The organism is Aquimarina penaris (assembly GCF_040786285.1).
Taxonomy (GTDB): Bacteria; Bacteroidota; Bacteroidia; order Flavobacteriales; family Flavobacteriaceae; genus Aquimarina.
Genome location: NZ_JBFMKQ010000002.1, coordinates 495,242 through 519,529, shown reverse-complemented (window position 1 = coordinate 519,529; position 24,288 = coordinate 495,242). Strand labels below are relative to the sequence as shown.

General features: G+C 33.8%; 22 protein-coding genes. 3 read left to right on the top strand and 19 right to left on the bottom strand.

Annotated features, from left to right (window positions below):
- The 15 genes from ABW637_RS11880 to ABW637_RS11810 all read right to left on the bottom strand — a co-directional run bounded on the left by ABW637_RS11880 (position 1) and on the right by ABW637_RS11810 (position 17,432).
- Positions 1-210, bottom strand: coding sequence for a DUF4266 domain-containing protein (locus ABW637_RS11880; protein ID WP_367584913.1), 210 nt, complete (start codon positions 208-210; stop codon positions 1-3).
- Between the two features lie 27 nt (positions 211-237).
- Positions 238-1,221 (bottom strand): FAD:protein FMN transferase, encoded by a 984-nt coding sequence (locus ABW637_RS11875; protein ID WP_367584912.1) that lies wholly within the window; start codon positions 1,219-1,221, stop codon positions 238-240.
- A 4-nt stretch (positions 1,222-1,225) separates the two neighbouring features.
- Positions 1,226-1,666, bottom strand: a complete 441-nt coding sequence (locus ABW637_RS11870; protein WP_367584911.1) for a thioredoxin family protein — start codon at positions 1,664-1,666, stop codon at positions 1,226-1,228.
- 565 nt (positions 1,667-2,231) lie between these two features.
- The gene (locus tag ABW637_RS11865) at positions 2,232-2,726 is read right to left on the bottom strand and encodes a ferritin (RefSeq protein WP_367584910.1); all 495 of its coding nucleotides are present in this window, start codon (positions 2,724-2,726) and stop codon (positions 2,232-2,234) included.
- 216 nt (positions 2,727-2,942) lie between these two features.
- Positions 2,943-3,812: an ion transporter gene (locus ABW637_RS11860; RefSeq protein WP_367584909.1), complete on the bottom strand. Its 870-nt coding sequence runs from the start codon at positions 3,810-3,812 to the stop codon at positions 2,943-2,945.
- A 386-nt stretch (positions 3,813-4,198) separates the two neighbouring features.
- Entirely contained in the window at positions 4,199-4,711 is a 513-nt protein-coding gene (locus tag ABW637_RS11855; RefSeq protein ID WP_367584908.1) for a PAS domain-containing protein, read from the bottom strand.
- 94 nt (positions 4,712-4,805) lie between these two features.
- Positions 4,806-7,280: a TonB-dependent receptor domain-containing protein gene (locus tag ABW637_RS11850; RefSeq protein WP_367584907.1), complete on the bottom strand. Its 2,475-nt coding sequence runs from the start codon at positions 7,278-7,280 to the stop codon at positions 4,806-4,808.
- Positions 7,261-8,622: an HTTM domain-containing protein gene (locus tag ABW637_RS11845; protein ID WP_367584906.1), complete on the bottom strand. Its 1,362-nt coding sequence runs from the start codon at positions 8,620-8,622 to the stop codon at positions 7,261-7,263. Before ABW637_RS11845 ends, ABW637_RS11850 begins: the two co-directional genes overlap by 20 nt.
- Before the next feature lie 18 nt (positions 8,623-8,640).
- Positions 8,641-9,762 (bottom strand): imelysin family protein, encoded by a 1,122-nt coding sequence (locus ABW637_RS11840; protein ID WP_367584905.1) that lies wholly within the window; start codon positions 9,760-9,762, stop codon positions 8,641-8,643.
- Positions 9,763-9,868: 106 nt separating this feature from the next.
- On the bottom strand, positions 9,869-11,104 hold the full coding sequence (locus ABW637_RS11835) for a DUF4856 domain-containing protein (protein WP_367584904.1): 1,236 nt from the start codon (positions 11,102-11,104) through the stop codon (positions 9,869-9,871).
- A gap of 164 nt (positions 11,105-11,268) precedes the next feature.
- Complete coding sequence (locus ABW637_RS11830) at positions 11,269-11,730, bottom strand: heme-binding domain-containing protein (RefSeq protein WP_367584903.1); 462 nt, start codon at positions 11,728-11,730, stop codon at positions 11,269-11,271.
- A gap of 13 nt (positions 11,731-11,743) precedes the next feature.
- Entirely contained in the window at positions 11,744-12,610 is an 867-nt protein-coding gene (locus ABW637_RS11825; protein ID WP_367584902.1) for a hydroxymethylglutaryl-CoA lyase, read from the bottom strand.
- A gap of 49 nt (positions 12,611-12,659) precedes the next feature.
- Entirely contained in the window at positions 12,660-13,292 is a 633-nt protein-coding gene (locus tag ABW637_RS11820; protein WP_367584901.1) for a LysE family translocator, read from the bottom strand.
- Between the two features lie 4 nt (positions 13,293-13,296).
- Entirely contained in the window at positions 13,297-14,319 is a 1,023-nt protein-coding gene (locus ABW637_RS11815) for a quinone-dependent dihydroorotate dehydrogenase (RefSeq protein ID WP_367584900.1), read from the bottom strand.
- A 122-nt stretch (positions 14,320-14,441) separates the two neighbouring features.
- Positions 14,442-17,432: a TonB-dependent receptor gene (locus ABW637_RS11810; protein WP_367584899.1), complete on the bottom strand. Its 2,991-nt coding sequence runs from the start codon at positions 17,430-17,432 to the stop codon at positions 14,442-14,444.
- Between the two features lie 157 nt (positions 17,433-17,589).
- Between ABW637_RS11810 and pepT the strand changes: the two genes are divergently transcribed.
- Entirely contained in the window at positions 17,590-18,825 is a 1,236-nt protein-coding gene (gene pepT, locus ABW637_RS11805) for a peptidase T (RefSeq protein WP_367584898.1), read from the top strand.
- Between the two features lie 77 nt (positions 18,826-18,902).
- On the opposite strand, the gene yajC is transcribed toward pepT, so the two are convergent.
- The 4 genes from yajC to ABW637_RS11785 form a co-directional block, all read right to left on the bottom strand.
- A complete protein-coding gene (yajC, locus tag ABW637_RS11800; RefSeq protein WP_367584897.1) occupies positions 18,903-19,196 on the bottom strand; it encodes a preprotein translocase subunit YajC in 294 nt (97 codons plus the stop codon).
- A gap of 4 nt (positions 19,197-19,200) precedes the next feature.
- Positions 19,201-19,680, bottom strand: coding sequence for a DUF1573 domain-containing protein (locus tag ABW637_RS11795; protein ID WP_367584896.1), 480 nt, complete (start codon positions 19,678-19,680; stop codon positions 19,201-19,203).
- A 50-nt stretch (positions 19,681-19,730) separates the two neighbouring features.
- The gene (gene nusB, locus ABW637_RS11790) at positions 19,731-20,675 is read right to left on the bottom strand and encodes a transcription antitermination factor NusB (protein WP_367584895.1); all 945 of its coding nucleotides are present in this window, start codon (positions 20,673-20,675) and stop codon (positions 19,731-19,733) included.
- A gap of 151 nt (positions 20,676-20,826) precedes the next feature.
- Positions 20,827-21,918, bottom strand: coding sequence for a Leu/Phe/Val dehydrogenase (locus tag ABW637_RS11785; protein WP_367584894.1), 1,092 nt, complete (start codon positions 21,916-21,918; stop codon positions 20,827-20,829).
- Positions 21,919-22,057: 139 nt separating this feature from the next.
- Between ABW637_RS11785 and ABW637_RS11780 the strand changes: the two genes are divergently transcribed.
- Together ABW637_RS11780 and ABW637_RS11775 are read left to right on the top strand one after the other, a co-directional pair.
- Entirely contained in the window at positions 22,058-23,815 is a 1,758-nt protein-coding gene (locus tag ABW637_RS11780) for an ABC transporter ATP-binding protein (RefSeq protein ID WP_367584893.1), read from the top strand.
- 78 nt (positions 23,816-23,893) lie between these two features.
- Positions 23,894-24,280, top strand: coding sequence for a PUR family DNA/RNA-binding protein (locus tag ABW637_RS11775; RefSeq protein WP_367584892.1), 387 nt, complete (start codon positions 23,894-23,896; stop codon positions 24,278-24,280).
- Positions 24,281-24,288: the final 8 nt, after the last annotated feature.

Here is a 24,288-nt window from a genome sequence, read left to right as displayed (position 1 = left end):
TTAATTACAGCCACAGCCACCACCTGTTTTTCCTCCGTTGGCTCCGGCTGCAGATTCCCTATACGCCTGAAAATTAGTTTCAAAACGATCGCATTTTTTTGTCACCAGTTCCATATCAGGATCGTTGAGTTGCACTTTTTCATATTCTTTTACCACTACACAAGAGCTTAGTGATAGTAGTAGTCCCGAAATTATCATCAACTTATTCATACATTTTATTTTGTATTATACTTACCATTACTGATCGTCTATTTTGATATTATTAGAAGTATGGATATTACCATGATCATCAACAATTATACACTCTACACTCCCTAATTGATTTATTCTATTAAGCCCGACTTCTATACCCATTACAAAAACCGAAGTCGCCAAAGCGTCGGCTAGTTCTGCTTTTGGTGCAAAGACGCTCACGCTAACAATCCCTGTAGCAGGATATCCTGTTCTTGGATCGATAATGTGGGCATATCGTTTATCATCAAAAATTACATATTTTTCATAATTCCCAGAAGTAACCACTGCTTTATCTATAACGGGTAATAAAGCAAATGCATTATTTTTATTTAAAGGGTTGGTGATCGCTACTTTCCAATCACTACCATCGGGCTGTTTACCCCAGGTATTCATATCTCCAGAAGCATTAATTATACCCGCCGATACTCCCTTAGCTATCAAAAGATCTTTTGCCTTATCGGCGGCATAGCCTTTACCAATAGCACCGAATCCAATTTTCATTCCTTTTTGAGATAGAAATACTGTAGATTCTTCTTTATTTAGTATGATCTTTTGATATCCAACTTTGGCTACAGATGCCTTGATTTCTTCCGCCGAAGGCATTTCTATCATACTGCCATCGAATTGCCAAATCCTATCCATTGATGCATAACTAATATCAAAAGCACCATCTGTAAGTTTAGAAATACCAACCGCTCTTTGGATGAGTGCAAAAAGTTCATCGTCTACTTTTACAGGCTGTATACCTGCATTATTATTAATTAATGAAGTCTGAGATTCTTTATCCCAGGAAGAAATGAGTTTTTCTATTCTTTTAATTTCAGTAATGGCGATATCAATAGATGTATCGGCAACGATTTGATCTTTGGCAACCACTGTAATATCAAAACGACTACCCATTAGTGTAAGGGTACGTTTATATATTTGTTGCGAGAAACTATTGCTTATCGCAACAATAATGAATAAAAATGTAAAAAGAGATTGCAAACTGTTATTTGATCATTTTGTTTAATATTCCTAAATATGAATTTGGGGTCACTTTCTTGTACCCGGTTTCGCCAAGTTTCTTTCCCGTATTATCTAAAAGAACAACCAAAGGAAAACCGCCACTCTTATTGTATGTTTCGGCTAATTTCTTATTTTGAGTTTGCAATGCTTCGGGTAATTGGTTTTTTTTCTTTCTGGGAAAATCTGCTTTAATAAGTACATAATTATCTTTAGCATACTTCTGAAACTCCTGGCTCTCTAATATTTGTTTTTCTAACTTAATGCATGGCGCACACCAATCTGAACCTGCAAATACCAAAACTATAGTTTTATTCTTTTCTGAAGCTAGCTTTTTGGCTTCTTCAAAATCGGTTAACCATTCTTGTGCGCTTAACGAACTTACCCCTACAAAGAGCAAGAATCCGGCTATAACTATTTTTCTCATATTCATGTAAATCTATCTTTTACTAACTGCGTAAACAAATAATTTAGTACTAATAACGTGTTTCTAACTACAACACGTACCCAATCTAAATAATGATAATTGTCATTTCAATAATCATACCTTAGCTGTATTCTTTTTCTTAATTTATCTATAGTTATTCGTTTAACTTCTATCTATAATACAGTTAGATAAAAGAACACCCTACAATTTAGGCCATTTTTTTTTATAAAATCAAAAAACGGAGATACTTGTTTGTATCTCCGTTTTTCTAGAATGGATATAGAATCCTATATAGTATATAAAAGTCCTGACATTAAAGTTTAGGACATCTTTTGCAGTTTGATTTTCCTTTCTTCTTATATTTTTTGCAACATTTTTTCTTTTTCCCTCCGCAAGCTACTTCACAATTCATGGCGGCACATGGAGAATATAATGATGGGGTATTGGTACTTTGCACTCTATTTAATTTTTATTGAATCTAAATAAAGCACAAAAATAACAAAAAAAGATTCCCAAAAAAGAAATCTCAATTTTTTCTTTATCAACTTATTAACAATCACTTAGCTCATTCAGCCGTCTGAAATGTATTGATATCTCTATCAAACAAATAATGGCCCGATTTGTCATCTCCAATGATCTTCAATTTATCTAATAAAGTTCGTGCGACTGCTTCTTCTTCTAATTGCTCTGCTACATACCATTGCATGAAATTATGAACATTATAATCCTTACGTTGAAGACACTCATAAATTACATTATTAATCTTGGCAGTAACGAACTCTTCACTGGTGAGGAATGTTTCAAAAAGCTCCATAAGTGACTTAAAATCATCTCTAGGTTTTTCTATAGCAGGGATTACTGCTGTACCGCTTCGTTCATTAATAAATTTAACCAACTTGGTCATGTGTACCCGCTCTTCTTCAGACTGTGTATAAAAAAAATCGGCAACACCGTTATATCCCCGAGTATCAGCCCAACTCGCCATAGAAAGGTATTGTGCAGAGGCCTTGGCTTCATATTTTATTTGCTCATTAAGTAATTTTTCTATTTCTGGTATCATAGTATACTTCAATTATTAGTCATGTAACTAAAATACACAATAAATTACTCATAAAGTGAGAGTTTTCAATGTTTCAGTTTAATTTAAAATCAGACTATATAAAGGCTTTGATATACCAATTGGATGGTAGTATAATTATTTCAAAAAACGTCAGCTGCACTATGATTATAATACTACGACTAACGTTTTTGATTTTTTGGTAAGAAAGAATCTTTTTTATTTGTTCTTTTGCTGCACTTTATACACTATTAGAAGTTCCTGAAGTTCTGCTAGTTTATTTTCAATATCTTCTACATTGGTATCATCACTACCAGATTCTGCTTGTTCTTCGAGTAACATTTCTGCTTTAGCCTCATCCATACCATTCATAATAACCCCAATGAATAGGTTTAGAAAAATCATGGTTCCTATTAAAACAAAAGACACAAAATAGCTTATAGATAGTGCAGAAACACCTTTTGAATTAACACAAACATCCATATTACCATCATATCCATAATTCTCGCATCCGAACATATTGATATACATGATATCTGTCCAGTCTTCTAGGGTTACTACTCTAAATAAAGAAAGCATTGATGTCTGAAGATCTTTAAAATGTATGGGGTCATTTTCTGCAAAAAAGAAAACCCCGGCAACAGCATATATATAAAACAACAAGGCCAGTAAAATAGAAACATACCCCATAGAAGGCACACTCTTAAGAAGTGCGCTCACCAACATCTGAAGTTTAGGTAGTGCTTTTATAAGTTTTAAAACTCTTAGTAATCGAAGCAAACGTAATATTGCTATTGAACTCCCAGCAAAAGGAAGAAATGCCGCGGCCACGATAATAAAGTCAAAAATATTCCAACTATCGGTAAAGTAAAGCCAAGGTTTATTACCTTCTGCTATAATTTTTACAACAATTTCTATAATAAAGATTCCGAGAATTATTTTATTTAATAATTCAAGAATGGCTTCGTGCTTAGCAGAAAATTCTGGATATGTTGCAATACCAACCAAGACACCTGCAATTAAAATTGCAATAGTTACAAAATTTTGAAACCACTTACTTTCACTTATTAACTTACATAGATTTACCATAAAAACAGAAATATTTTTTTTAAATGATTTGAAACTTCCTAAACCAAGTAATTCTTATTCTTTATTACAATTTGTGTAATTAAACTAAATAATAAAAGGTTTAACTATGTAGTATCGATATAAAAGACATCCATAAAACATAACCTTGCTTTATGTTTTAACTTATTAGAATGTTACCTCTACTCGCTAAATATTTTTGATGAAGTGCGTATTTTTATGTTCCCCAACATAATTTAAGGCTGCAAATAAAAGAATTTTATTTCAGAATCTAAATATTTTTTTAACAAGAATTTAAGAAAAAAAGGACTTCTTGCTGCTTTAATACGCATACACGTGTACGACATTAAGTCTACTCTATACTTTTACAAAAGGAAATTATGTGGTACTTAAGCTGCTTTTTCGAATGCGATATAATTAATCAGTTTTCCTTTTTTATCATGAACAGGAAACCCTTTGATAATACATTGGTATGGAGTTAAGTCTTTTCGATAATTAAGAATAGTAACTTCGAAAGACGTTTGATTATTTACGGCTTCTCTAACTTTTGCAGATGTTTTAACGCAGGTGTCTTTACCTTGAAACATTTTTGGTGAGTTCCCTATGACTTCATCAGGTGAGTATCCATTTAAATTTTGAATATTTTGTGAAGCATAAACGATTTTAAGATTTGGATTGGTAATAACAATAACAGACTGTTCTTGGGTAAACTCTTTAGAATAGTCTCTAGTAAATTCCCAATTTTCGGTAAGCTTTTTTAATGTACTAAGATCTTCTTTAAAACTTTCTAAAAGAGTATGGTGTTCTCCATAAAACTCCCATGACAATAAAGGCAAAGAGTAATTGCTCATTTTCTCATAATACCTAGCCATCATATGATCGTAACCCTTAAACTCTTCCATAAAAAACATTTTGATCAAAAATATAGAATTAAACTTGCTCTTATGATTGAACAAAAGTTAATTCTTTGATTAAACAAAAGTTAAATTTATATGGCTATAATTTAAATTGCAGTGTAGCATACCAGGCAATTGGTTCTGAAGGAATAATCCCTGGTCCCGGATACCCCGTAGCTCGTTGGGTAAAATAACTTTCGTCTAAAACGTTATTGATTCCGGTTTCTAATTTAAACTTCTTGTAGGTATACGAAAATGAAATATCTAATATAGAATACGAGGGGATCTTACCCAAAGTCCCTTCTTCTTTGCTTCCTTGTTGTCCTCTATCTGAATTGGTAACTTCTGTAAATTGTTCTGACAAATGGGTAAACTGGATATTACCCAAAAAGTTTTTATACCCAAACCCAAGACCCGTTTTTAAATTTATGGCAGGAATAAATTCTACTTTTTTGCCTTCTACGATAGACTCTTCTGATCTTGTATATTCTGAATCTGTTATGGCTAAATTCACAAAAGTGTTCAATACATAATTCGTGTTATCTTCAAAAAAAGTACTTGCAATGTTCCAGTTAGTGTAACTTTCTATTCCATAAATTATAGCATCTCCTATATTTCCTCGAGTTCTTCTTGCTCTATCATCAAATACTTCTCCTATCCTATCGTCGTATAGCAATCCAAATACACTTGCATCATACGTAAGGTTTTTATTTATCTTTCCTCGAAAACCAATATCTGCTGTAACCCCTTCTTCATCACCTATATCAGGGCTAATAGCAAAGGTCGGGTTAACAATACGAATATCACTAAAGGTTACAGATCTATAATTTTGAGAAACATTGGCATAAACTTCAAGCCCTGGTTTGATTTTATAACTAGAACCCAATCCAAGAAGAACAAAAGACCTTTCTAGAGTTTGATTATCTGTTCTGGTAATATTACTTATCGGGTTTCCTGCATTATCAAAAACTACATCATTATAGGTACCTTCTGATTGTGTTTTTATGTATTCGAATCGTATGCCTGGAGTTATAGAAAATTTATCTGTAATGTTAAAAATATTCTCCCCAAATACAGCCACATTTAGATTAGGGAAATCAAAAGTAGATTGATTCGCATAATCCGGGAAAGTGCTATTTTGGAAACTAAAATTGGCATCAGTTCCCAAGCTTCCAGGGCCCTGTCTAGCATCATTATTTGCTTGGTAAAACTTAGAACCTATTAGAAAAACAGATTCTTTTCCTAATAAATTGTAACGACTAAGTAAACGTGCTTCTGCTCCCCAATTCTGGAAATTCCCTACAATTAAATCCCTAGGTGTTACAAAATTACCTTCGGTATCTATCTCATCTACTGCAGTAATAGGGTTAGAATTAAGATCTGTAGGAATCCCCCTGAACCCTATAGCACTTCTTGAAGCATCAAGTCCAAAAAGATTAAAGCTAAAATCTGTTTTTTCAGAAAATTCATGTTCTAACTTTAAAGAAAACAACTTCCAATCCACCTCAAACCAGTTTCTTGTTCGATTACTAATATCTGGATCCAACTCAAATTGTGTATCTGTTAAACCACCTGGTTGTTGTGCTAAATAATTAAGATATGTAAATTCTCCTGTAAGTTTAGTTTTGTTTGATAATTGATATCCTAAATGTGCATATGCGTTTTTAGAGTCAAACTCAGAATTTGGTCTAAAACCGTCTCCTTCTTTATAATTAAAATAAGTGTAGTAACTAAATTTTCCTACAGTACCACTTAGGCTATTAAAGCTAGTAAACAAATTAAACGATCCTAACGACTGACGTGATATCCATTCTATTTTTTTAGTAGGATTAGGCTGTTTCATTTTAAAATTAATTAGCCCTCCAAACTGAGTACCATATTGCAAAGATGCAGCACCACGAACCACTTGTATTTCACTTAGAGCTTCTGCTGGTGGTGTATAATAACTCTCTGGGTACCCTAATACATCTGCACTAATATCATAGCCATTTTGACGAGTATTAAAATTAGCTGTTCTATTAGGGTCAAGACCTCTTCCTCCTATATTAAGTTGCAATCCACCGACGCTATTTTCGTAAATATTTAACCCCGCAACCTGGGCATAGATCTGTCGCGCATTGTTAGAAGCTAAATTTCCTAATGCATTCTCTAGCAAAACCACTTCACTTTTCTTACCAGCATAGATGGCAGTCCCTTCTACAGGCTTTAACTGTTTTAACCCAAAAATTCGCTCTCTTCGTTGTGTAATTAATACTTCAGAAAGTTCCTCGCCTAAAGGTTTTAGCTCAAAATCAATAAGCGTATCGCCACCATTAACCGTAACTTGTTTTTCAAGTATATCAAAGTTATAGTTAAAAACGGTAATCAAATATTTTCCGTTATTAATATCTGTAAATTCAAATTTACCATTAGCCCCTGTTACCGTTTGGTCTCCTGTATTTTGGTTGTATATTTCGGCGTTTTCAATAGGTTGGTTATTTTGATCCATTACCGTTCCGGTAAGTTTGTATTGGCTAAAAACAGAGCTTACTATAAAAAAAGTAAATACTGATACACTATAATCCCTTAATTTCATCTTTGAATGGAATAATCCAAGTTTTATGTTTAAATGATTCTTTTTGTTTCCCCAAATCCACTTCTGGATCTATATATTGACTGCTTAATCTACCGTTAAGCGCTACATAACTCTCTACAAATACCTGTACATTTTGATGACCCTCATTCTCAAAATGTTTCTTTAGATAATGTGCATACTCTAAAATAAAATCAGGTTGTGTCGCCATTTGTTTTTGCTGAAATGCGGTAAGAAAATCATCATTATCTACATAAAATCTCTTACCTGTCTTAGCATCAACAATCTTAAAATTAGCGTATCCCGCTTTTTCCATTAACATTACCCGCCACGAAAAGCGATATCCTTCTTCGGTCCAAAATAATTCTCCCGGGTACATTAAACATCGAAACGGCAAAAGTAACTGAATTACAAAAAACAAGGACAACATTGATAGCACTATTTTTTCCCTTTTAGCAGCAAATGACAACGTCTTCTTGGTGTCAAAAAATTCTTTATTGATTTTAAAAACTCTACTTATCCATTCTAATATTTTATGATGAAGTTTAGGGTCAAAAAATATCAATGTACTAACAATCATAATGTAAGGGAACATCCCTATTGGAAAAAGCACTCGGGTTAACACATGAAATACAACTACCAAAACAAATGCAAAGATTCGGGTTCTTCTATATAGCAATAAGAAAGGGATGGTGAGATCGTAAATTGCTCCTGTGTAACTAAACAGATAGTGAACCCATTCTTGATGCATTAATTCTCCTAATATCGGGATATCGTATTTAGAAGGTAGCCAAATCTTAAGTGGCATTGCCTTAACTAACCAATCCGAATTTAGTTTTGCTAATCCTGCATAAAAATATACAACTCCTAATAATACCTTGATTGCATCGATAGCCCATTTAGGAATTTTCTGAAATGAAATTTCTTTTTGTTTTGCATCTAATGAATAATATGCGTTAGCTGGTAAAAAAATCATTAGAAAACTTAACAAGCTGATAAAATAGTAATGATTAAGATATGTAGTCTTATCCATTAATTCGATATACGTAAAACTTAAAAAGAAAGAAATGATTGCAATTTTATATTTATACCCTAAAGCCACAAAAATTGCTGAAAGCGCGCAAAGTAAAAAAATTAGATATGTGTAATCACCTATAGGTTTAATACATTCGAATCCATAGTATGAAAAGAAAAATTTAGGTTGAATGTATAATTTATCTATCCATCCGTAACTATAGAAACGGACTATGCTAATAAACATCATTAAACCAAAAAAAATACGAAAGACTGCAAGTGGTGCAGCCTCTGTATTTTTTTGAAAATATTCTTTTATAGTAAAATTCATATACCGTATTGAAACTATCTAATCTCCATCGGCATCCACAAAATCTACACTAATTGATAACGCCTGAAGCATATCAACTTTTAGGAAAATCACATTTTTCTGTAGCTCATCATATACTCTAAGCATTGATGTATTATTTGTTTTGATTTGGCTCGAGAAATCGTCATTTAAGCCTGAAGCAGTAGTTTTTGCAACATCAAACTGATCGTTAATAAGTTTTGCTAAATCTTCACCTTCTTTGATAGTATTTAAAAAATCTAAATAAGTATTAAAACTCTCTCCGGTGGTAGCACTACTAAAATGTTTTCCATTAAAAAAGTCTTGCATGGCCTTTAGGTTTGCCATAAAAAGCGTTTTCGAAAAACCTCCATCATAAAAAGCTTCAACCTTATCAGGAAAAGTCTCTCCTTGCGCAAAAACCCCAGCAGGAATACCTATTTTTCCGGCACGTAAATGTTTTTCAAAATGAAATAGATAATCGTTTACAATTTTATCGACAGAACTTGTAGCAGATGATCCACTATTATTAACAAAAGTATCCCGGTATCCATTAGTCCAATCTGTAACTATAGTGGTCGTAAGCACATCCATGCGATTAACCACATCCATAAGATAGTTTCTATAGTTAGTTCCATTAGTACCATCTGTATAAAAGGCTATAGTTGCGGCATCGGTATCAGACAATCCATTAATTAAGTAATCTAAAGCAGCAAAACCTTGTTCATCTTGTTGTGAAACAGCAGTGAGATCATAAGATCCAGAGCTAATATTACTCTCTATATTTGTTGTATTTACTGGATATACATTCATGAAATTTCTAAAAGAAAGCTCTTCTGCCTTACCTATCTCAAATATATTCACAGACTGCCATGAAATGTACGCATCAGACCATGTTGATCGAAGATTATTAAAATTATCCTCGTTGGTGGTGGTAGTAAAGTTTGTAGCCGCATCTTTTAGTGCACTCATATCATTAGAAAAATTTTGATATGCCGGGATGATCATATTATCTGCCATATTCTCAAGCATGGCTTTTCTATCAAAACTATCTCCAGGTACTACGGTTCCTCCTTCATCACTAGACGAACAAGCTGTTAAAAATATTGCTAAAACAGAAAATGAAAGCAAAAACTTCTTCATATTATTTTTATTTATTCTTAATAAAGATGTGCAAATGTAAAAAAAGAGGCCGAATAACATATAATTTCCAACCTCTTTTTTCTCATTTTATATTTTGTTTACTCTTTTAACTTCCTGCCTGATCCACAGTAAAATTGAATTTAGCTGCAATAGCTTCAGAGATAGTTTGTAATGTTTCTGGAGTAACATTCCATAATCCATTAGTACCACCCATTAACTGATTAATAAATCCTTCTACTTCTTCTCGGCTAAAATACGGGGCATCTGTAATTGGGTTTCTAGTAAACTGTAGGCTATATATAAATCCATACCCTTCAGAAAGATCATGGAAAGCACTAGCATAATCAACAGTAGTTGCTTCTATAGCATTCTTACCTTGCTGTAGATAATATACAGCTCTAACACCTATAACTTCAGACACCTTTTCTCTGATAATTGCAGCTTGTTGATCTCTAAGTGTATAATCTTTTGCTACAATTGCGGCTCTTCCTAATTTAAAAGCATTGTAAATATCGGCTGCAATTCCTGCAAAATCTGTGTCACCTTCTACTCTGCCGATATACTTGTTCAGAAAACTATCATCATCACCAATTGTTGCGTTCGGGTTAGCTGCATCTGCAGAAGCACCATAAAGATACCCATAGGCCTCATCCCATTTATGCTCCATAGTAGTATAATTTTTACCTTCTGCTACTACATCATTATCATTATTAGTTCTATTATCGGCTTCGTCAAGTATCAAGGTTCCTAAATAATTATTAAGCGCTTGATCAGCCATTAATGCTCCTATCAAACTTTTTGCAAATGCTTGATTTAATTCTAATCCTTTTGCATTTACATATCTTGTAGCAGGATCTGCCCCACCTTCTTCGATAAAACCAGCTACACCTTCTGTTGCAGGAGTGGTCCAATTTATAAATACCTCATCTACCTGACTTTTAATCCAACCATCAAATTCTTCTTTAATTTCGGTAGCTACAGTAGCATTATCAAAAAAGTAATCTCTTGATGCAGCAGTTTTACTACGCACACTTTTATCTGAATCATTAAGTGCTGCGGTCGAAAAATCATTTGCTCCTTCTACATGAGCAAACATATTCGCTAAAACTTCCTCACTTAGAGTTTCGTTTTTAAATGCGCTTATAATTTCTTCAGACATTGCTATACGAGTAGTTTGTCCTCCAAAACTTACTGAACTCTCTCCGTTACGTTCGAAAACATAAGTCGCAGGAGCTTCAACTTGAGCTTCTGGAATAAAAATAGTATCGTCATCATCAGAACATGAGCCTAACATAAGCACTGCCGATAAACACATTAGATTTAATAGATTATTTATTTTCATTGATTTTTATTTAGACTTAATACAAATAGTTAATTATTGCTGTGCAAATATATTCATCAAAATGTATTTCACAAACTTTATTTGTATTAAATCTAAATAAAATTAACTCCCTTAATAGGGAAGCAACCTTAAGGTATTGATTATCAAAAAGTAGAAGAAAAATACTATTGTTTTATACCATATTGAGTTCTCAACGCTTTTACCCAATTGATCAATAGTTCTTGTTCTTCTTTGGTAAGATTACCATGAAGCCAGGTATATGAAGAAAGAGGCATCTCTCCCTCTTCAACTTCTTCAATGAGTTCTTCTAGTTTATGATCTTTCTTTTTAGTGGGATATTCTTTCCAGGCCGATATATTAAAATGTTCTTTACCTTCATCTACATGATGCGCTAACCAATAAGAGACAGGGGCTACTTCTGCATACCACGGATAATTAGTTTGATTACTGTGGCAATCATAACAATTATCTTTTAAAATTGCTTTTATTTGATCCGAGGGTTTGGTTTCATTCTCAAAAAATGCAACAGATTCATAACCCGATTCATTTTTATCCAATCTGATAAATTGCATAATAATAAGTACTGCAAGCAATAATAAACCGATAGTCTTGGTATATTTTTTCATTCTCTATAATTAATCAATGATATTCTGAAAATATTTTTGTGGCTTCATTATATGAAGATTCGAAACTCATGGGCCTTACATTAGAATCTGCTTTTACCGAAGTAAAATACGAAACCATACGTTCGGTTGGCATATTGCCTGTAAGCTCATCCTTGGCCATAGGGCAACCTCCAAAACCTTGGATTGCACCATCAAAACGCCTACACCCCGCTTTATATGCAGCATCTACTTTCTCATGCCACGTAGTAGGCGTAGTATGCAAATGCGCCCCGAATTCTATCTCTGGATATTTGGATATAAGGTTAGAAAACAAATAATCGATTATTTCTGGTGTCGATGTTCCCACTGTATCAGACAATGAAAGAATCTTTACTCCCATATCACTTAATTTCTCTGTCCATTCACCCACAATCTCAACATCCCAAGGATCTCCATATGGATTACCAAAACCCATAGAAAGATACGCTACTACTTTCTTATTTGCTTTATCCGCAATATTTAAGATTTCTTGTAATGTTACTACAGATTCTGCTATCGTTTTGTGCGTATTACGCATCTGAAAATTCTCAGAAATTGAGAAAGGATACCCCAAATAATCTATTTCGGGATGCTGTGCAGCATCATTTGCTCCTCTTACATTCGCAATGATTGCCAAAAGCTTACTTTCTGTACTCGATATATCTAATTGTGATAACACCTCTGCAGTATCCACCATTTGTGGTATAGCTTTAGGCGACACAAAACTCCCAAAATCGATAGTATCAAAACCGCAACGCAATAAAGATTGAATATATTGAACCTTTTTTTCGGTAGGAATAAACTCCTTTATGCCTTGCATAGCATCTCTGGGGCATTCAATAATTTTTACTTTTTCGGCCATTGTAGAGCATCAAAATAAAAGAAGTTCAACTTAGAGTATAAAAGTATGATTATTTTTCAGAAAATAAGATAAAAATTCCGATTCCTATAAAGACAATAATCTGTAGCCATTTTAGAAACACTCCTACCTTAGAATTTTGTTTAATAAAATTAGAAATAGCTCCAGACAATATCGCAATCAGCCCGAAAATAAGGATACCATCTAATACAAATAATGTTCCCAATATATAAAATTGAAAAACACTACTTAACGTTGTACTAAACAAAAATCCCGGGAAGAAAGCCAAAAAAAATATTGACACTTTAGGATTTAACACATTCATTATAAAACCTTGTCTATACAATTGACCTACACTCTTTTTCTCTACTGTTTCTCCAGAAAGTTGTATTGTTGATTCACTTTTAAAAACTTTAAAAGCAAGAAAAAATAAATATAACGCTCCAAAAAGCTTTATTATAAAAAACAAAGTATCACTTTGTTTAATTAAAGCCGATACTCCAAATGCTACTAAGGTTGTATGCACAAAACATCCCGTCATTAAACCGGCAACCACAGCTAATCCGTATTTCTTGCCGTTTACTATACTCTGCATTAAAACAAATATATTATCAGGGCCGGGCGAAATAGCTAAAGCCGATGAAGCTATAATAAATGTATACAGAATTTCGTAATTTATATCCATAAAACTAGTTGCTTAGTATAGCTTTATTTATATCCTTGATCAACTTAGGGCCTTCGTAAATAAAACCTGTATACAATTGTACCAAACTTGCTCCCGCTTCCAATTTTTCTATAGCATCTTGAGCAGAGTGTATGCCTCCTACTCCAATAATGGGAAAAGCTTTGTTGCTTTGTTCAGATAAAAACCGAATCACTTCTGTAGACCTAACCGTTAATGGTTTACCACTAAGTCCTCCTGTTTCATTTGATAAATCAGGGTTGGATTGTAAACCTTCGCGAGAAATAGTGGTATTTGTTGCTATTACTCCTGCAATTTTAGTTTCCTTAACAATGTCGATAATATCCAATAGCTGCTCGTTTGTTAAATCTGGCGCTATTTTTAATAAAATAGGTTTTTGTTTAGGCTTCTGCAGGTTTTTCTCTTGCAAAGTATTTAAGAGCGCTGTTAGAGGTTCTTTATCTTGTAATGCTCTTAGGTTAGGTGTATTTGGAGAGCTCACATTGACCACAAAGTAATCCACATAGTCAAATAAAGCATCAAAACACGTATTGTAATCTTCTACTGCATTTTCATTAGGGGTTATCTTATTCTTACCAATATTTCCACCAATTAGAACTCCTTTATTTTTTTTTAATCGCTTCACAGCATCTTCGACACCTCCATTATTGAAACCCATTCTATTGATAATTGCGTTATCTTTTTTAAGTCTGAATAATCGCTTTTTAGGGTTTCCGGCTTGTGGCTTAGGGGTCAACGTTCCGATCTCGATAAATCCAAAGCCAAAATCAGATAATTCATTAAATAACTTAGCATCTTTATCAAATCCAGCAGCTAAACCAACCGGATTTTTAAATTTTAAACCAAAAACCTCTCTTCCCAGCTTAGGATTATTATTACGATACATCCCCTTAATCACAGATGACATTAAAGGAATTCTATTAATAAATCGTATTGTTTTAAACGTAAAATGATGTACCCTTTCAGGATCAAACCCGAATAATATTGAACGAACTAGAAGTTTATACATTGATGATGATTTTGCTTGCGCAAAAATAGAGGTTTAGTAACGAACTGAGAAAAGATTTTAAAGAATAAAGCCCATTCTGAAATTATGGAATGGGCTTACAAATTTTTGAAACGATTATTTTGCTATTTTAAAACAACACTAAGTCTGGCAAACAAAAATCGACCACCTATGCCAAACTGTTGTGATCTACGAGACCAATCGAACCTCCCACTACTTCTATTACCAAATTCTTCTTCGGCTCTGTCGGGATAAATATCAAAAAGATTATTTGCCCCTATAGTAATAGTAAAATTTTCGGTGGCTTTATATCCAAAAGAAAGGTCAGTAACCACTTTTGCACCAAACACTTGTTGGTTTTCAATAGTTGTGGTGGCTTCAGTCACTTCTCCAAAATATACATTCCTTAAAAAGACATTGAATTTATTTGTTGTTAAACTATTCGATAAATTAATCTTAGTTCTTGGTACTGCTTCTTCGAGATACACTCTACTATCCTCAGGGAAATATGTATCTATTAAGCCTGCAGCCTCTAATACTTCAGAAGCTTGTATATCTCCAACTTTTCTTGTTTGAGAAAAGGTAGCTGCCAAATCAGATTTCAGTTCCATGTTGGCACCAATACCTGTTTTATGCGTAATCACCACATCTAATCCTTTGGATTCTGTATCAATAGCATTGGCAAAAAACGCAGCCCTTGTTGCATTAGCCTGAGCCAATAGGTTATCCAATTCGGTTCCTGTTCCGGGGCCTCTAAATTGCCCTGTAAAAACTACCCTATCATCTATCGCTACGAAATATCCATCTACAGTAATTGATAAATTAAGGCCAGGTATTTTTGCTGTTGTTCCTATAGATATACTTCGCGAAGTTTCTTCTTTTAATTGCGGAATCCCAAGTAGATTAGCTGCTCTACTGTCATTGGCAAATGTACCTACCTCTTGAGGATTACCGAAATTGTCAAAAATTGTAGATGTAGAGTTAAAGTTTAGCTGATGTAACGATGGTGCTCTAAACCCTGTATTACCTGCCGCTCTTATATTAATATCATCTGTAACCTTATAGCGAGTAGCAACTTTAAAGTTTATTGTAGACCCAAAATCACTATAATCTTCAAATCTGGTAGCAAAACTTACTAAAAATTTCTCCGTAAAATCAGCTTCAAAATCCAAATACCCAGCAATACTGGTTCTATTTCGAGATAACTCATTTGCCGGACTAAATCCTGGAAAAACTTGTGATCCTCCCGGACGAGTTCTACCAAACACATCTTCGGGCGCTTCTGTTACAATTGTATTAATAGGATTTCCTAAAGCATCAAATATGGTGACTGGGCCTACAGGGCGTCCGCTTGGATCATACTGTGTATAGGACTCCTCTTCTCCGGCAACAATTTCATAATTTTCTAACCTGTGTTCGGCTCCAAAAGCAACATTAAAGCCAGAAAATATATCCTCATAGAACTTTGTGATATCTAGATTGGTTGTATTTTGAAGGAAAGAAAATCCACCCGCATCAAAAGTGGTAGGGGTAGCATTTAAAAGAGAAGCGTTAGACGTATTGGAAATCGTATATAAAAAACTATTTTTTCCGTAAGTATTGCTGAAATCTACACTCCATTCTCCTATTTTTCCTTTGATACCAATGGCTATGGATTGATCATTGATTTTTGAATTAATTTCAGGTAAAAATCCATTAATATATGCAGGTGTATATGTTCTTTCTTGATTTGGAAGTCTATAGAATCCCGCAGAGTTACCTCTTCTTGAACTTATACCTGCAAAAGAATACAGCTCGGTGTCATTATCGTCTAATGGCAAAGAAAAGTTTGCAAAAAAACGTCCCCCTCTAAGTTCTGATTGTCCCACTCGCATGTTATAATCAGATCTGGATTGACCACGAGCCGCTAATTCTTGATCGGTAAAATCAAGTGGCCTAATCCCAGTTACACCCCCATTATCGTTAAATGTTAATTCTGAAAGAAATCCCGCAACAGAAGCCGAGCCTGCATTTACACCATATATTGCATCCAAACTAGCTGCGTTTAAAATATTATCTCTTAAGCTTTGATCAAAATAGGTAACCTGGCTACCAAATGATCGTACTTGAGCTGGGGTAAGATTTGAAATATCTGTTACTCCAGATTCTATCGCCACTCTTTCTATGGCATTTTGACCATGAAAAATATTCCCTTCCCATTCTTTCATTCGACTATAATAATCCCTATAATCAAAATCACCACTAAAATTGATAAAACCTCCTTTTTCTCCTAGTGCCAATCCATAACTAGCGGCTACATTAATCGTTTCGCCATCAATGCCACCGGTTTGCTCTTCAGCATTTCTTGAAACATTAGCTCCACTAGTGATTGAAAGATTAAGTTCATTTACACTTTTATTAAGTACAATATTAATTACACCTGCTATAGCATCAGATCCATACTGTGCCGAGGCACCATCTCTTAGCACTTCTATTCGTTGTATAGATGCTGCCGGAATTGCATTAAGATCTGTCCCTACACTACCTCTACCAAAAGTACCATTTACATTAACCAGTGATGTAGTATGGCGTCTTTTCCCGTTCACCAAAACCAAAACCTGATCGGGTCCTAAACCTCTTAAGGATGCAGGATCGATATGATCTGTACCATCAGAAATCGTTTGTGTATTAGAAGAAAAAGATGGTGCAACGTAATTAAGAATCTGATTAAGGTTTACTTGTGGAGTTGCTGTGGCAAGTTCTTTAATATCTAATATATCGATAGGAACCGGAGTTTCTGTAACTGTACGATTAACATTTCTTGTACCTACTAATATTACCTCATCTAAGGATACTCCCGATTGTAATGTGACATCTAATGTTGGGCCAGAAACTACAATTTCCTGCTTTTCGAACCCTACATAAGAAAAAACCAAAATCTGCCCCGAATCGGCCTCTATCGTATATTTACCGTCAAAATCTGTTACTGTACCTGTTTCGGTACCTTTAATAACAACCGAAACACCAGGAAGTGGTTGTGATTGATCATCTAAAACTGTTCCAGACACTTCTTGTGCTGTGGCAATTGTTGTAAGCCCAAAAGAAAACAACAATACCATTACGTAAAGTCTAAACATAATTATATTTTTGATTAATAATTGGATGATTGTGTATTTAAATGTAATAGAAATTACGCAACAGATTGACTGGTTTTTAATATTATTAACATTTATAGATTGTTTTTGTTAAAAAAAATTCAATAATAATCTAAAAAAAATGAATTTTTATCAAAATATGATTTCAAAAAAACATATCATAAATAGGTTTATAAGTTATGTAACGATCGACACCGAAAGTGATCCAGAAAGCAATACTACTCCTAGTACCGATAAGCAATGGGATTTGGCAAATAAATTAGTAGAAGAGCTAAAAGCGATTGGATTAGACGAAGTAACGATCGATGAGAATGCCTACATCATGGCAACATTACCTTCTAATATAGATAAAGAAGTCCCTACCATTGGCTTTATATCACATTTTGATACCACTCCCGATTTTACTGGAGCCAACGTTAATCCACAAATTATCGAGAATTATGACGGGAAAGACATCATACTAAACGAATCAGAAAATATTATTCTCTCTCCTGATTATTTTGAAGATCTTAAACTATACAAAGGACAAACATTAATTACCACAGATGGAACCACGTTATTAGGAGCCGATGACAAAGCAGGAATTGCCGAAATAGTTTCTGCGATGGAGTATCTCATACAACATCCAGAAATCAAACACGGAAAAATTCGCGTTGGATTCACTCCTGATGAGGAGATTGGTAGAGGCGCTCATAAGTTTGATGTTAAGAAATTTGGGGCCGATTGGGCCTATACTATGGATGGCAGTCAAATTGGCGAACTAGAATACGAAAATTTCAATGCGGCAGGAGCTGTAGTAACCGTCCAGGGTAAGATTGTACATCCAGGCTATGCAAAAGGAAAAATGATCAACAGCATGTATATTGCTCAAGAGTTTATTAATGCTTTACCCAGAACAGAAACACCAGAACATACTAGCGGGCGCGAAGGTTTTTATCATTTGCATGATATAAAAGGTAATGTAGAGCAAACCCAATTGCTCTATATCATAAGAGATCATGACAAACAGGATTTTGAAGCCAGAAAAGAAGTAATGACAAGATTAGCCTCTACAATGAATAGTCAATACGACAAAGAAATTGTAAAAATTGAAATCAAAGATCAATACTACAATATGCGAGAAAAAGTCGAGCCTATGATGCATATTGTTGATATTGCAGAAGAAGCTATGAAATCCCTTGATATTACTCCGTTAATAAAACCAATTCGTGGAGGAACAGATGGGTCACAATTAAGCTATATGGGATTACCGTGTCCTAATATTTTTGCTGGTGGCCATAATTTTCATGGACGATATGAGTATGTTCCTGTAGAGAGTATGATTAAAGCCGTTGAGGTTATTGTTAGGATTGCAGAATTGACGGCTAAACGTTAGTAAGTACTATTTTATCCAAAAAAAAGCGCGATACAACTTAGTTTTGTATCGCGCTTTTAAATTAAGTAGGCTAGTTATTACTTACTTTTTTCGGTTGGTTTGTTTAATTTTTGACTCATCTCCAAAGAAATTGCAGACTTATCATAAGTTAATTTACCAGATCCTGTTTCAATAATAACAGCATTATTCTTTTCACTGAAATCAAAAACTTTACCATGAAGACCGCTTTTTGTTACTACGCGATCCCCTTTTTTAAGTTCTTCAGCAAATTTTTTCTCCTTTTTTGCTTTTTGCATCTGCGGGCGTATCATAAAAAAATACATCACCACAAATATTAATATAAAAGGAAGAAACTGTTGTATTTGTTCCATAAAATTACTTGCTTGTTGGCGTTCCGCTTGCTGGTTTAGCTTTTGGAGTTACCATAGCTTTAATCTTAAGAATTTCTTTTCCAGCCTCAGTATTAGCAGTAATTGTAACTTGCTTGGTTTGCTGATTTGGCTTTCCGTTAGAGTTAAACTTCACTAACATCTCTGCTTGTGCACCTGGAGCGATTGGCTCTTTTGGCCATTCTGGTACAGTACATCCACAACTTCCTTTTGCACTTACAATAACTAAAGGAGCTTTACCTGTGTTTGTAAAACTAAATTTATGCTCTACAACATCTCCTTCATTGATTGTTCCGAAATCGTGCTCAGTTTCTGCAAAAGTCATTACAGGAAAATCTGTGTTCTTTGCATCACGCTCAGCCGCTATTTCAACATTTTCTTCTTTAACTTTTTTTGCCGCATCGTCTTTACAAGACACAAATGTCATAGCAAAAACTCCGGCTAAAATTAAGATTCCTTTTTTCATTACTTGGGTTTTAAATTAAATTGAGGGTTAAAAATACTATTTTTTTTGAACTACATAAGTCCACGGCCAACTTTATTTAGTTTACCGCTCTCTTGATACTCCTTAGAAATCTTATCAAGGATACCATTGATAAAAATACTACTTTTAGGAGTACTATATTCTTTTGCAATTTCTAAATATTCGTTAATTGTTACTTTTACCGGTATTGATGGAAACTTCACAAACTCGCAAATTGCCATTTTAATGATGGCTTTGTCTAATTCTGCGATACGATCTTTATCCCAATTTGGAGTCTTACCATCGATTTCTTTTGTAAACTCATTTCCGTTAAGTACCGTTTTTTTAAGGATATCTGTGGCAAATTTCTTATCATCGATATCTTTATACAACTTTGGCAGTGATACATTCTCGTCATGAGATGCTTTGATTTTACGAAGCATTTTGATGATCGCCGTATTTACAAGTGGTAAATCATCTACCCAGGTAAGCTTCTTATCCTCGAAGTATTCATACAGCTTATCGTTTGGTGCAATGACTTCCTTAAATACATCAAGTAAAAAATCTTTGTCTTCTCTAAAAGAACTTAAGGTAGTGTTCATGTAATCCTTATACAATTCACTTTCCTTAATTTCACCCCATAATATTTTCACATACTCATCATCTAAATCCCAGCAATTAAGCTTTTTACGCTCAATTTCTGCTTTAAGCTGTGTGTTGTTTTCTAATAACAACAAAACTTCATTATGGATGAATTTAGTATTCGGGTTTTTTTCTTCGGAAGTAGCGAGGTACTTTTTTTTGCTTTTTGCCAAATAATCAGCAGCGTGTTTTTTAATTTCCACCAGAAGTTGAAGATTTATAAGAAACAAATCATACATCTGATCAATACTAAAAAGAAGAAACTTTTCTTCTTTATCGAGGTTGTCGTTTTGCGTCTGCTCTATAGAATATAGGGACTGCATTACTTTTACTCTAATATGTCTTCTGGTTAACATAGAAAATTACAAAGAACTTTATATTAAAAAAATTGGGCGAAAGTATATATTCACTTTCGCCCTGCAAAAATACTATTATTTTTAATCTAGCTATCTAAAAAGTACTTTTTTATAACTAGTTAATTTAAATTTTCAAACAATAGGACTACTGCTATTTTTTTCTAGCAGCAATTCTATCTTCTGCAATACCAATTGCAGCAGCATTAGTTGTAATACTAGTAGCTTTTGCTCTATTTAGTATATCTAATGTTGTATTATAAATATTCTCGGTCTTAGCCATGATTTGTTCTCTCCCATACCCTTCTATTTCTGCATAGACATTAATAATACCTCCTGCATTGATCAAAAAGTCAGGTGCATAGACAATTCCTTTCTTTTGTAATAAAGGCCCATGAATATTCTCATCGGCTAGTTGATTGTTGGCAGCTCCAGCAATCACCTTAACCTTCAGTTTATTTATCGTATCATTATTAACTGTGGCACCCAGAGCACAAGGAGCATAAATATCTGCAGTTTCTGCATATAAATCATTTCCACGATAGATATCCACACCATATTTGGCACTAACCTCAGCTAGTCTTTCTTCATTAATATCACTTATCACAACATTTGCTCCCTCCTCAGATGCTAAACGCACAAGCTCCTCGCCTACATGTCCAATTCCTTGAACCAAAATACGCTTTCCACCCAAGCCATCATTACCGTAGGCAAACTTAGTTGCTGCTTTCATTCCCATATACACACCATATGCAGTAACAGGAGATGGATTACCGGCTCCTCCTTTTGATTCAGAAATTCCGGTTACATATGGGGTAACTTCACGAACAGTATCCATATCAGATGTTTCCATGCCCACATCTTCGGCAGTATAATATTTTCCACCAAGGGTATGCACAAATTCACCGAAACGCTTCATTAACTCAGGAGTCTTAATTTTCTTAGGATCTCCCATAATAACAGCTTTTCCTCCTCCTAAGTTCAACCCGGTGATTGCAGCTTTATATGTCATTCCTCTTGACAATCTTAAAACATCATTTAAAGCATCCCATTCTGTTTTATAATCATACATTCTGGTTCCGCCTAAAGCAGGTCCTAAAATTGTGTTATGCACACCAATTATTGCCTTCAATCCTGTATCTTTGTCTTGACAAAAAACAACTTGTTCGTGGTTATCAAAAGATAGTTGTCCAAATACTGGAGCTTCTTTTTTTAATTGATTTGCAGTAAGCACTTCGGTTATCATATTGTGAAAAATTAAAATTTTACAATTATATTATATTCAAAATCAGGTTGCTAAAATAATGTATTTTTACGAATTTAAAATTCAAACCTGTTAAATTTTACGAATTATTTAATAAACAGTTTTTAAAGACAGATCTTTTATGCGCGCATTACGCCATTTAAACAAATATTTTTTGAAGTATAAATACCGACTCCTTATCGGTATTTTAATTACTATAATCGCTAGAATTTTTGCCACTTTGGTTCCCACATTAGTGGGTGACTCTGTTGATGTGGTAGAGCAATATATCAACAAAGACATTACAGATATTGCTCAAGTAAAAAGCGATCTTATACTTAATATCCTATTAATAATAGGAGCTGTACTTATCTCTGCTTTTTTTACCTTTTTAATGCGTCAAACTTTTATTGTAGTTTCTCGATTTATAGAATTTGATTTAAAAAATGAAGTTTTTCAACATTATGAAAAACTGTCCCTAAATTTTTATAAAAAAAATCGAACGGGTGATCTCATGAATCGCATTAGTGAAGATGTTTCTAAAGTAAGAATGTATGTAGGTCCTGCAATTATGTACAGTGTAAATACCGTTACTTTATTTGTAGTAGTAATTGGGTATATGATAAGCATTGCTCCCGAACTCACATTATACACAGTAACTCCTTTACCTATATTATCGGTATCTATCTATAAGCTTAGTGTTGCGATACATAGACGGAGTACAGTAGTGCAAGAATTTCTATCAAAATTAACCACATTTACTCAAGAATCTTTTAGTGGTATTACTGTAATTAAGGCATATGGTTTAGAATCTCAAACACAAGAAGATTTCACCAATTTATCTAATACTAGCAAGGATAAAAACTTAAATTTAGCCAAAGTACAGGCATTGTTTTTTCCTTTAATGGTCCTGTTGATTGGATTTAGTAATATTTTGGTAATCTATATAGGTGGAAAACAATTCCTAGACGGAACGATAAAGGATCTGGGAGTAATTGTAGAGTTTATAATATTTGTTAATATGCTTACCTGGCCTGTTGCAACAGTAGGATGGGTTAGTTCTATAGTACAACAAGCCGAAGCATCGCAGGTAAGAATTAATGAATTTCTTAGTCAGGAACCCGAAATTACCAATAGGGTAACACAGAAAACTCAAATAAAAGGAAATATTAGTTTTGACAATGTTTCATTTACATACGACGACACCAACATAACCGCCCTAAAAAAAGTAAGTTTTGAAGTTAAAAATGGAGAAACTATTGGAATATTAGGAAAAACAGGATCTGGTAAATCAACAATATTAGATCTAATAGGAAGACTTTACGATGTATCCTCTGGAGAAATACGTATAGATGGAACTCCAATCAGAAACCTTAACCTAACAAATCTTAGAGAACATATCGGATTTGTACCACAAGATGCTTTTTTATTTAGTGATACCATTAAAAACAATATAAAATTCGGAAAAGAAAAAGCTACTGATGACGAAGTGTATGAAGCTTCAAAAAATGCAGTAGTACATGATAATATTATTGGTTTTAGTAAAGGATATGACACTATCTTAGGAGAACGCGGAATCACACTTTCTGGGGGGCAAAAACAACGTGTTTCTATTGCAAGAGCGATAATTAAAAATCCATCAATCTTACTTTTCGATGATTGTTTATCGGCAGTCGATACCGAGACAGAAGAAGAAATATTGCAAAATTTAAGCAAAATCTCTAAAGATAAAACCACTTTTATAGTTAGTCACAGAGTTTCTACCGCTAAAAATGCAGATAAAATAATTGTTCTTGAAGATGGTAAAATAATACAACAAGGCACTCATAATCAACTAATCAACGCATCTGGATACTATAAAGAACTCTATTTAAAACAGCTTAGCGAAAAAGAAATTTGAGTTTTTTTTGTCCGATTAACATTTTTTTTGGATTTTTAACCCATCATAGCATATTAATTAATTTAAGAAATAAGGATTATGAGTGATAATGAAATGATGGAGAAAGAAGAAATTTTCTCAAAAGTTTTACGCGCAGGAAGAAGAACATATTTCTTTGATGTGAGGGCTACCAAAGCTGGAGATTACTATTTGACAATAACAGAAAGTAAAAAATTCACTAATGACGATGGATCGTTTCATTACAAGAAACACAAGATTTATCTTTACAAAGAGGATTTTGTTGGCTTTACAGAAATCTTAAATGAGATGACGAATTACATTGTTGAAGAAAAAGGTGAAGAAGTAATCAGTGAGAGACATCAAAAAGACTATCAAAAGTCGTATGACAATTCTACTGAAGAAAAAACCGAAGAAATATCTGCTTCTACAGAAAGCTTTACAGATGTAAGCTTTGATGATATATAGAAAGTAAC